Raw genomic sequence first — 11,476 nt, forward strand, 5'->3', positions numbered from 1 at the left:
TTAATAAATTCCTGTTTGAGCTATTTACTCTGTGTCCTCTGCGCCTCTGTGGTTAAATAAATTACTTTTAAACCGCAGAGGCACGAGAACACAGAGAAAAAACAATCTTATTTTATGAGCCACGTTGAAAGAGCTAATTCTAATAGCTTGATTTGGGAGAATTAGTATTAGTCCAATTTGTAAGCAACCTTAGCGAGGTCGTAAGCTAAAGCGCGGGCCATATCATACCCTTCCTCTTCCTCAACCAATCCTCGTGTTACCAATCCAGCTAACCAATTACAAGCTACCCGCCGCCAAACTGTATGACGAGCCGGAATAGAAACGAAAGCGCGGGTATCATCATTAAACCCAGCAGTATTATAAAGTCCAGCAGTTTCCATTACCTGATTAAAGTAGCGTTCCATGCCATTTACGCTGTCATGAAACCACCAAGGCGGGCCAAGCAATATAGTGGGATAATGACCGGCTAGCGGAGCCAATTCTCGGCTGTAAGTACTTTCGTCCATGCCAAAAAGAATTAAGCTAAAGCGCCGCTCATTTCCATAGGCTGACAACAACGGACGCAGATTTTGAGTCCATTCTATTTTTAGCGGAATATCAGCACCTTTATCAGATCCAAATGTCTCAAATAGAGCCGGATTATGGTTACGCATAACACCACAATGCATTTGCATTACTAAGCCATCTTCCACACTCATCCGAGCCATTTCCATGAACATATGACCAGTAAAATTTTCGACATCACCTGGATTCAGCTTGCCGATTAATGCTCTAGCAAAGATAGCTTCTGCTTCTTGGTCAGAAAGGCGTGTGGTATAAGGTGTAGCTGCACCTTGATCGGTAGCTGTCGCGCCCATTTTTTTAAAGAAAGCCCGACGTTCTTCTAAAGCTTGCACAAAAGTAGCGTAAGTGCTAATTTCTTTACCTACAGTGCTTTCCAATTTAGTAAGATTTTCGCGCCAATCAGGAGTATCCAGGTTAACTACTGCATCTGGTCGAAAAGTTGGTCTGATTTGAGTAAAACCTTCTGCGTGGAGCGATCGCTGATTCTCTAGGGTATCACTGGCTGCATCGGTAGTACAAAGCACTTCGATGTTAAAGCGTTTGAATAAAGCACGAGGGGAAAACTCAGGCAAAGCTAACAGACGTTCCAGGTAATCATAGATATATCCAGCACTGCGAGAATTTAAAGGTTCATCTACGCCAAAGACGTTAGTTAGTTCGTCTTTCAGCCACAACCCAGACGGAGTACCCTGGAATAGATAAAAATGTTCGGCGAACAATTGCCAGATTTTACGATGGTCGGTTTCTGCCGGTGAACCATCACTAGTAGGTATGCCCAAAGCTTGCAGAGGTATGCCTCGACTATAAAGCATTCGCAAAAGGTAATGGTCAGGGATAATAAATAATTCGGTCGGTGAACCAAAACGGGCTGCGGGATTAGCTAACAAGGCTGGATCTACATGGCCGTGTGGACACACCAAGGGTAGCGCAGATATGCTGTCAAAAAATTGGTGAGCTAGTCGTCTTTGAACTGGTTCTGGAGAAAAGCAGCGATCGGGAGATAAAGCCAGTTTTTTAGTTAACATAATTTTTGTTTTGTTAAAATTTTTTCAAATTAATTGCGGTTATTGATTACACAATACAGTTGTAGAGACGCGATTTATCGCGTCTTGAAAGACCAATCATCTACACTAATAACCCTTAATCCAAGCGTATTGATTTATTACAGAGCTTTTCAACAGAAACGATTAATCGCGTCTCTACCTACTCCCCATCTCAGTTGTTATATTAGTACCTGAAAATTACTATAATGCTGCGGTACTACCACGCTGTAATAGAAAAGGAGATAAAACGCGGTTTTTGACAGTTTTTCCTTCTAATAAATCGAGTAACATTTGCATGGCTATGCCACCAATTTCTAACATTGGCTGGCTGACTGTCGTCAGTGGCGGAGTAACGTAACTACCCAAAGCAATACCATCAAATCCAACTAGGCTTAAACTTCGCGGTACTAAAATACCTAGTTCTTGGCAGCCTAAAAGCGCACCAACTGCCACCATGTCGTTGTAACAAAAGATGCCTGTTACCTCAGCAGTCAATAGTTTAGATAGCATCTGCTGTCCGGTAGTAACATCGCTTGTTCTGGTATCATCTTCGTCACTAATTGCAACCCAATCAGGATTTTGTGGTAGACCAGCTTCCGCAAGGGCCATTTGATATCCTTCTAGGCGCTGCTGATTCGATCTGCTGCGATCGCCTACACCTAGATAACCAATGGCGGTGTGTCCCAGACTTATTAGATGTTCTGTGGCTAATCTAGCACCTAAGCGATCGTCTATTGCCACTGAGTGAAATATTTCAGATTGATCTTCTGTCTGGCTATTAATCAGAACTGTTGGCACAGCAATTTGCGTTAGTTGTTTGGTATGCTGCTTACTAATTCGTGAGTCGGCTACTAAAATCCCGTCTACTCTCCGACGATGAAAACTATCAATAGCAGCTATTTCTTGCTCAAAATTTCGGTGTGAAGCACTTAACAAAACACTCAAGCCTGCGGGTCTGGCTATTTTCTCGATTCCCTCTACTACCTCAGCAAAAAATGGATCTGCTATTGAAGTTACTACTACTCCAATAGTATTAGTGCGTTTATTTTGCAAGCTTTGAGCAATAGCATTAGGCACATAGTTCATCTCCTGCGCCAATTGCTTAATTTCCTCTCGCACTTTAGGGCTGATGAGGGCGTTATCTCTCAAAGCGCGTGAAACTGTGGAGTGAGAAACACCTGCTCTTTGAGCAATATCTTCAATTGAAATTCTTCTTTTATTCATTTTTTATATGAGGTTTTAAAATACCGCACACGTGTGCATAAGTAGTATTATAGAAAATAATCGTTATTTGTCAAGAGATTTTAATACAACTCAGATGTTGCATGGAAAGGAGTCTTGACTTCTGCCTCCATTTCAATAACTTAACTTTTCTTAAGTAAAATATGATTAAGCAGTCAATGATTATTATCGTAATGGGTGTATCAGGTTCTGGCAAAACCACCATAGGAAAATTGTTAGCAGACTCGTTAGAATGGGAGTTTAGCGACGCTGATGCTTTTCACTCGCCAGAGAATGTTGAGAAAATGCGGCGCGGTATCCCTCTGGGTGAAGCTGACAGGATGCCTTGGTTGCAAGATTTGCAAACAGCCATAAAACATTGGCTGCAAGAGAATAAAAATGTAGTGCTGGCGTGTTCGGCTCTAAAGGACAGCTATCGGCAATTTCTGGTATTGGATAGCGATCGCATCAAGCTAGTTTACCTCAAAGGGTCTTATGAGTTGATTCAAATGCGATTGCAAGAGCGTAGCAATCATTACATGAGCGAAAAACTCCTCAACAGCCAGTTTTATACTCTTGAAGAACCATTAAATACCATATCTATGGATGTTGCACAACCACCCCAGGTGATTGTCCAAAACATTAGAACGGCTTTGGGAATTTAGCTTATTGGTTACAACCGGAAGATTAAGATTAATCACGTCTTTAGGAAAACATGAACTTTTGGCAACCAGATTACATCAGATGTAAATCTAAAGAAATTTTAAAAGGAACCACATAAATGTAGTGGTAGGAGAAAACTAGTGTTTCTAAGATTAGCGCAACAACATCAGGAATTCATTCAAGACTTAGTAATGAACCTGCAAGCCTTGACAATTGCACTTGAGCGGCGTGGCTATACTGCATCTTGTTATACATGCGGTGATCAAATGCAGAGTGCTTCATTTATGGTAAGCCTGGGAGAAAAGCACCTGATTCGGTTTTTAGTGTCTGATTACGGGATTACTTGGATGGAGTTATGGGACGATCGCGAATTAGTGAAGTTGGAGGGTGCAGAAGCGGTAAGCCAATTACAAGAGTTGGCTAATATTGTCAAGTATTCTCATGTAATCCAATTGACAAATTAACACTTCTGTGGATGAAGTTGACAAAAAAATTAACTTTGCACAGATGTGTAAAACAAAAGATCAGCTTATATTTATTTAGTACAGCTATGCACACGTGTGTATAGCTGTTTACAAAGTTATCGCTACTGAGAAGGCATCAAAATATCTAAGAATTAGCGATCGCATAAGGGCTTTGTCTTAACTCAAATCTACATGTATCCAAAGACGACAAGAAACTTAACACACGCTTTTGCACACGTGTGCAAAAATAATTTCAATACAAGTTTTGCACACCTGTGCATAAGGTGGAGTGCGAAAGTAGCATTTAACAAATCAATATCGACAAGTAATAAAGTTATGTCTCAAACTCTAAATAATGCCATCGACCAAGCTCAAAACAATCCCTTACATTCTCTAGAAGAATGGGAAGAAGACTTACTTAATCGCTATCCCGATCCGGACAGCATAGTTAAAGAAGGTAAAACCACCGAAGAGTACAGGAATTACGAAACGCCCACTAGAGACACGGTGAAAGAGTTCTATCGGTTAAATCATATCAATCAAACGTATGATTTTGTATTAGAAAAAAAAGAAGAATTTTTGAAGTTGGATAAAAAAGAAATGTCTGTCTGGGATGCATTGGAGTTTTTGAATCAATTGGTTGATGATTCAGATCCTGATACAGACTTAGATCAATTACAGCACCTATTGCAAACATCAGAAGCCATTCGCGCTGATGGTCACCCAGACTGGATGGTACTTACTGGCTTGTTTCACGATATGGGGAAAGTACTTTGCTTATTTGGTGAACCTCAATGGGCTACAGTAGGTGATACCTATCCAGTGGGTTGTGCATTTTCTGATAAGATTGTTTTCTCGGAATTTTTCACAGAAAACCCTGATTACAATAACTCTATATATAACTCCTTATATGGTGTTTACGAGCCGAATTGTGGCTTGAGTAATGTACACATGTCATGGGGACATGATGAGTATGTATATTACATGATGAAAAACTATTTGCCCGAATCTGCATTGTACATCCTCCGCTATCACTCATTTTATCCTCAACATCGTGAAAATGCTTACGAACATTTTATGGATAAACACGATAAAGAAATGTTTAAATGGGTGAAGTTATTCAATCCCTACGATTTGTACTCAAAGAACCCTAATCCTCCAGATTGGCAAAAATTAAAGCCTTACTATAAAGATTTAGTAGCTAAATATTTACCCATAACCTTAAAATTATAACCTTTTGCTAGTAGCAAAAGCAAAGAAGTTAAAAAATACCCTACAGACGCGAACTACTTATCCCATCAGTTATTTCACATCTTGACAACGGCGGTAATGGGGTGAAAATGACTTTTTTGGTATTTCTTATCCCTATAACCAAAGAATTATTCTGATCGAGATATACCAAGATTAGCTCTGGGAACTTAGTATAGCAAATAAGCGCACTTCGCAAGCATATTTGAATAAACTCTGAAAATAAGACAAGAGGGTTTTTATCTATGGCAATTCGCTATATCTTTCTACCTCTAATAGATAGATTTAAAAACAGACATTTCTCTATTATGGGATTAACTTTTCTCAATTCAACTTGAGTTAAATATATTAAGTTTTTTAAAGTCTACATCAGACAAAAATTACTTAATTTTCGCAAATGCTCTAGTAGAAAAAGTTTAACCTACATAGAGATGGAATAGTTTTCTTGGCTTTGTAAAGTTCAATAAACGGGGATCATATTTGCGATAATGCAGGTTAAACTAAAATAATGTAAAAGGAAATACAAATTTCCAAGTTTGATAAAATCATGTTCTACTAGTTCTAGTTAAAAGCTATTTTTAACCCACACACCTCCAAATCTAGTTTCAGGTATGTGATTTTTTGACGTAGTGTAGTGCTTGTAGTTTTGCTTTAAAAACAAAATATTTAAATTAGGCTAATTAATAGCGCTAATTTAAATTAGGTCACATTATAAGACATTTGAGAGGAATTAAAATTTCCAAAACCAGCATTAGTGCTAGGTTATGCCTGAAGTTTTCAGACCTAGCTCATATTGTGATAAATTTGCAAATTTATATTCTACCGACCTTTTTCAAATTTAAATCCGTTGTGAAAAATAGATGAATATGAAGAGAATTTCGCTCATAGTTGGCATACTAGGTTTCGCTGTTATTGGTTGCACAAATAGCGCTCAAAATGACAACACAGCTACTAATACTGGTACTAACACTGCTACCAATACTAGTTTAGAGAGTCAAGCTAATGCTCCAAATAGAAAATTGCAAACAATCGGCATTGCCTTGGGTGACTTGGGCAACCCTTTTTATAATGCAGTGCAGAAAGGGGCTGAAATAGAAGCTAAGACAATCGGGGATAATATCAGAGTTAATGCGGTTTCCAGTGCCTTTGATCTGAACCAACAAACCAACCAAATCGAAAATTTCACTGCTGCGAATACTGACCTAATTATCCTTAGCGCTGTTGACAAAAAAGGAGTTAAACCGGTAATTGACCAAGCAAGGCTTGCAGGTAGAGTTGTCATTGCAGTAGATTCAGCCGTTGATGCAGATGTGGATGCAATGATTAGCTCTAACAATACCCAAGCTGGTGAGGTTGCTTGCCAATATATTGCCGATCGCCTCAAAGGTCAAGGTAGTGTAGTCATCCTCAACGGTACCCCAATGGACTCAATCAATCAGCGAGTGAGTGGCTGCGAGAAGTCATTGTCCAAATATCCTGATATCAAACTCATCTCTAAAGACCAAAACGCCGAAGGGACTAGGGATGGAGGACTAAGAGTCATGAGCGATTTGCTTACCACCTTTCCGAAAATTGATGCCGTTTTTGCCACGAACGATCAAAGCGGTGTTGGTGCAGATTTAGCTGCTAGACAAGCAAGACGCAATGAATTTTTTATTGTTGGGGTTGACGGATCGCCAGATGCAACCCAAGCAATGGAAGACAAAGATGGTGTATTTGCTGCAACTGCTGCTCAAAATCCCGCAGGGATGGCCCAAAAAGCAGTTCAAGTTGGAAATGATATCATCCAGGGCAAAAAACCTGAGTCATCTGAGATTCTGATTCCAGTCAAGTTGGTTACCAGAGATAACCTTAGCAGCTATAAAGGCTGGTAATTTTTAATTCGTAATTCGTAATTCGTAATTCGTAATTACAACACACAGAAAAAGGATTGAGATAGGAGGGTTAGAATATTTCGCCCTGTTTTTCAAATAACATATTGGTTCCAAATTCAGTGTAAGGAAGAATGACTTTGAGGAGATATATGAATGTGAAAAAGATTGCGTTCACCTCTGGTGTTACGCTTCGCGTAATCGCAGCTAGCATATTAGGTATCATCAGTGGTAGTCTTGTCGGCTGTACAAATGGTTCTCCCGATGGCAACACTGCTACTAACACTGATATTAAACCTGCTACCAATACTAGTGCAGAAACTAAAACCGCCACTGGGAATACAAAGTTGCGATCGGTTGGCTTCACCGTTGGCGATCTAAGTAACCCTTTCTTCGTCGTTATGGGACAAGCAGTTGAGGAAGAAGCGAAAAGAATTGGCGGAAAAGATGTCAATGTTAGTACAGCTTCCAGTGCTTATGACCTTAACCAACAAGCCAATCAAATTGAAAATTTGACTGCCGCAAATACTGACATCATTATTTTGAATGCTGCTGACAAAAGTGGAATTAGACCAATAGTTGAAAAAGCCAAACTTGCAGGTAGAATTGTTATTGCCGTAGACACAGGTGCTGAGGGGGGTGTAGATGCCACCATCACTACTAATAATGTCCAAGCTGGAGAAGTTAGTTGCAAATATATTGCTGATCGCCTGAAAGGTAAAGGCAATGTAGTAATAGTTAATGGGCCACCAGTGGACTCGGTAGTTCAGCGAGTTAGTGGCTGCGAAAATGTATTATCCAAATATCCCGATATCAAAATCCTCTCTAAAAACCAGAATGCAGGGGGTAGCCGGGATGGAGGACTTAGAGTTATGACTGATTTACTTACAACCTTTCCGAAAATTGATGCTGTTTTTGCCATTAACGATCCGAGTGGAATTGGCGCAGAACTAGCAGCAAAGCAAGCACAACGTCAAGATTTCTTTATTGTTGGGGTTGATGGTGCACCAGAAGCAATCACTGCGATCGCAGCTAAAGATAGTTTATATGCTGCAACTGCTACTCAAAATCCACGAGGAATGGCCCAAAAAGCAGTTCAGGTTGGCAACGACATCTTAAATGGTAAAAAGCCTAGTAACCCTACCATTCTGATTCCAGTTAAGTTGATCACAAAAGATAATGTCAGCACAGAAAAAGGCTGGTAAATAATAAAAATTGTGAATTTGAAATTACAAATTATGTCTAATCGGAGTTGAGTCTTCCGATGCATTGACAGACTTTTTACACATACCCATGATGTATATATATGCATCTGCGAAAAGTTCTAAATGTTGGAAGACGACGTTGAGAACTTTCCAAGATAGTGGTCGGTTTTAAAACATGGTTTTGTGATGATTTTAATTTCACATCAGGTGTGAGTTTATTGATTGATTTCTAAACTCACAATTGCGAATTTTAAATTGTTTTTAGAGGTTCTGCTCATGACAAAAACTATTGAAACCTCATTTCCTGATGCACCAACCACCGCCCCTGTATTAGAAATGCAAGGGATTACGAAACGATTTCATGGTGTATCTGCACTCCAAAATGTCAATCTCACGATTTATCCGGGAGAAGTTCACGCCCTCATGGGTGAAAACGGAGCAGGTAAAAGCACATTGATGAAAATCCTGGCTGGGGCTTACATTGCCGATGAAGGAGAAATTCGGATCAATGGTCAACCCTTGAAAATTACCGATCCGGCGACAGCACGCAAATCGGGTATTAATCTCATTTATCAAGAACTGAATGTTGCACCTAATTTAACCGTTACCGAAAATATGTTTATGGGTAGCGAGTTGCAGCGAGGTCAGTTTTTAGACCGCAAAGCGATGCAACTGGAAGCAGAGCAAGTGCTGGAAAGCCTGGGAGCCAATTTTACAGCGCAGACTATAGTTGGTACCTTATCGATCGCAGAACAGCAGCAAGTGGAAATTGCCAGGGCGCTGAAAGATAAAAGTCGCGTTTTGGTAATGGATGAGCCAACAGCAGCACTGTCTGACCGCGAGAGTGAGCATTTATTTAAGGTAATTCGCAAATTGCGGAGTGATGGCATTGCCATTATTTACATCAGCCATCGTATGGAAGAAATCTATGCCCTAGCTGACCGGATTAGCGTACTGCGCGATGGTCAATATATTGGCAGTCTCACACGCAGTGAAATTTCCCCACAGCGATTGGTGCAGATGATGGTTGGTCGCTCCATGCAAGACTTTTACGAACATAAACGGCAAACGAACCCTGGCCCAGTCGTACTGGAAGTCAGAAATATGAGTGACGCGCGCAAGAAGGTTGAGCCGGCTAGTTTTGAACTTCATGCTGGAGAAATTCTTGGTTTAGCTGGGCTGGTTGGTGCAGGACGCACAGAACTATCCCGGCTGATTTTTGGTGCTGACCGCAAAGCCAGTGGTGAAGTATTCCTCAATGGGATGAAACTGGAAATTAATACACCTAGTGATGCGATCGCTGCGGGAATTGGTTACGTCCCAGAAGACCGCAAAGATCAAGGTTTATTTCTGGAGATGAGCGCCCGCAAGAATATTGCCATCAACACACTCAAGCAGGATGCCAAAGCTGGAATTGTTAACTGGGGTTCAGTTAATCGGCTGTCAACAGACGCGGTAGAAAACTTTAATATCCGCCTAGCCAATTTGGAAATTAGAGCGCTCGATCTTTCTGGTGGTAATCAGCAGAAGCTACTGCTAGCGCGTTGGTTAGCCATTAAACCGAGAGTACTGATGTTAGATGAGCCGACACGCGGCGTAGATATCGGTGCCAAAAGCGAAATTTACCGAATTATGAGCGAATTGGCAGCACAAGGTGTTGCTATTTTAATGGTTTCCAGCGAACTAGCGGAAATTGTCGGCATGAGCGATCGCGTCTTGGTGATGCGAGAAGGACAACTGGTAGGCGAACTGGACGGCAGTCTTGGTAAAGAAATCACCCAAGAAAAGATTATGCACTATGCAACTGGAGCATCGGAGGTATTAGAATCATGAGTCAGACAGTCAGACCGCCTGCCAATAAATTAGGCAAAAATCCCGTATCCCGGAACCGCAAATCAATTAGCACTCTGCTGGAAGTTGCGGGTATTCTGCCAATCTTAGTAATTATCTGCATCTTATTTGCATTCCTTTCTCCCAACTTCCTCACAGGCGGTAACATCATCAATATCTTGCGTCAGGCATCAATTAATATTGTGCTGGCGACAGGAATGACCTTTGTGATTCTCACCGGAGGTATTGACCTTTCTGTTGGGTCAATATTAGCTGTTTCTGCCGTAGTTGCGTTGCTAGTATCGCTACTGCCGGCTTTGAGTTGGGCGGCCGTGCCTGCTGCGTTGCTAGCAGGATTGCTTTTAGGCTTACTCAACGGCGCTCTCATCACCTTTTTAGATGTGCCACCTTTTATTGTCACGTTGGGTTCACTTACAGCCTTACGAGGTGTTGCCTTCTTGATTGCCAGGGGAACAACGCTGATTAACCGTGACATAAATTTTGCTTGGGTGGGTAATACCTATGTCGGTCCTCTTCCGTGGCTAGTGATAATTGCACTACTGGCTGTAATCGCTAGCTGGTTTGTGCTGCGGCAAACTGTTTTAGGAGTGCAGATATATGCTGTCGGTGGTAACGAGCGGGCAGCGAGATTAACTGGAATTAAAGTTAATCGGGTGTTGCTATTCGTCTATGGTATTAGTGGATTACTGGCAGGTTTAGCAGGAATCATGAGTGCCAGCCGTCTTTATAGTGCTAGTGGCATCTTAGGTCAAGGTTACGAATTAGATGCGATCGCAGCTGTTATTCTAGGTGGAACCAGCTTTACAGGCGGTATTGGTACAATTGGCGGCACACTTCTAGGTGCATTGATCATTGCTATTCTCAACAATGGTTTAACCTTGTTGAACCTGTCTTACTTCTGGCAACTAGTCGTTAAAGGACTAGTAATTATTTTGGCAGTGATGATTGATCGGTTACGCAGACGTTCCAGACGATAAAGGAAACTTGGGACTGGGTATTGGGATTCTACGGTGTACACACAAATCTCTTGACCTGCACCTTTGTTACATCGACCTGCACCTTTGTTACATCGACTTGCACCTTTGTTACATCGACCTGCACCTTTGTTACATCGACCTGCACCTTTATTACATCAACCTGCACCTTTATTACATCGACCTGCACCTTTGTTACATCAATCTGCACCTTTGTTACATCGACCTGCACCTTTGTTGCATCGACCTGCAAAAATTAACCTGCCCTATGTTAAGCAGTAACTTTAAAAGACTTGTGTATACACGGCAGGTATTGGGGACTGAGGGGTGCAGAGAGCCAAATGCCCAATGCCCCATGCCCCATGCCCCATG

10 protein-coding genes are annotated in these 11,476 nt (G+C 41.3%); 8 read left to right on the top strand and 2 right to left on the bottom strand.

Annotated features, from left to right (window positions below; all coding sequences use genetic code 11):
- Window positions 1–167: 167 nt before the first annotated feature.
- Both uxaC and F8R90_RS32250 read right to left on the bottom strand, forming a co-directional pair.
- Window positions 168–1,589, bottom strand: a complete 1,422-nt coding sequence (uxaC, locus tag F8R90_RS32245; RefSeq protein ID WP_196514126.1) for a glucuronate isomerase — start codon at window positions 1,587–1,589, stop codon at window positions 168–170.
- Window positions 1,590–1,808: 219 nt separating this feature from the next.
- Window positions 1,809–2,831: a LacI family DNA-binding transcriptional regulator gene (locus F8R90_RS32250; RefSeq protein WP_196514127.1), complete on the bottom strand. Its 1,023-nt coding sequence runs from the start codon at window positions 2,829–2,831 to the stop codon at window positions 1,809–1,811.
- Between the two features lie 176 nt (window positions 2,832–3,007).
- Here F8R90_RS32250 and F8R90_RS32255 point away from each other — a divergent pair, with 176 nt between their 5' ends.
- The 8 genes from F8R90_RS32255 to F8R90_RS32290 all read left to right on the top strand — a co-directional run bounded on the left by F8R90_RS32255 (window position 3,008) and on the right by F8R90_RS32290 (window position 11,386).
- Window positions 3,008–3,493 carry a gluconokinase gene (locus F8R90_RS32255; RefSeq protein WP_196514135.1) on the top strand — a complete coding sequence of 162 codons (486 nt, stop codon included), beginning with the start codon at window positions 3,008–3,010 and terminating at the stop codon, window positions 3,491–3,493.
- A gap of 138 nt (window positions 3,494–3,631) precedes the next feature.
- Window positions 3,632–3,955 (top strand): DUF1815 family protein, encoded by a 324-nt coding sequence (locus F8R90_RS32260; protein WP_196514128.1) that lies wholly within the window; start codon window positions 3,632–3,634, stop codon window positions 3,953–3,955.
- Between the two features lie 336 nt (window positions 3,956–4,291).
- A complete protein-coding gene (locus F8R90_RS32265; RefSeq protein WP_196514129.1) occupies window positions 4,292–5,188 on the top strand; it encodes an inositol oxygenase family protein in 897 nt (298 codons plus the stop codon).
- Window positions 5,189–6,069: 881 nt separating this feature from the next.
- The gene (locus tag F8R90_RS32270) at window positions 6,070–7,077 is read left to right on the top strand and encodes an ABC transporter substrate-binding protein (protein ID WP_196514130.1); all 1,008 of its coding nucleotides are present in this window, start codon (window positions 6,070–6,072) and stop codon (window positions 7,075–7,077) included.
- 149 nt (window positions 7,078–7,226) lie between these two features.
- Window positions 7,227–8,279 carry an ABC transporter substrate-binding protein gene (locus F8R90_RS32275; protein ID WP_196514131.1) on the top strand — a complete coding sequence of 351 codons (1,053 nt, stop codon included), beginning with the start codon at window positions 7,227–7,229 and terminating at the stop codon, window positions 8,277–8,279.
- A 276-nt stretch (window positions 8,280–8,555) separates the two neighbouring features.
- Window positions 8,556–10,112, top strand: coding sequence for a sugar ABC transporter ATP-binding protein (locus F8R90_RS32280; protein WP_196514132.1), 1,557 nt, complete (start codon window positions 8,556–8,558; stop codon window positions 10,110–10,112).
- Entirely contained in the window at window positions 10,109–11,107 is a 999-nt protein-coding gene (locus F8R90_RS32285; RefSeq protein ID WP_190891892.1) for an ABC transporter permease subunit, read from the top strand. The genes F8R90_RS32280 and F8R90_RS32285 overlap by 4 nt, the downstream gene beginning before the upstream one ends.
- 63 nt (window positions 11,108–11,170) lie before the next feature.
- A complete protein-coding gene (locus F8R90_RS32290; RefSeq protein WP_196514133.1) occupies window positions 11,171–11,386 on the top strand; it encodes a hypothetical protein in 216 nt (71 codons plus the stop codon).
- Window positions 11,387–11,476 lie beyond the last annotated feature (90 nt).

The sequence above is a fragment of the Nostoc sp. NZL genome (assembly GCF_015714705.1).
GTDB lineage: Bacteria > Cyanobacteriota > Cyanobacteriia > Cyanobacteriales > Nostocaceae > Nostoc > Nostoc foliaceum_A.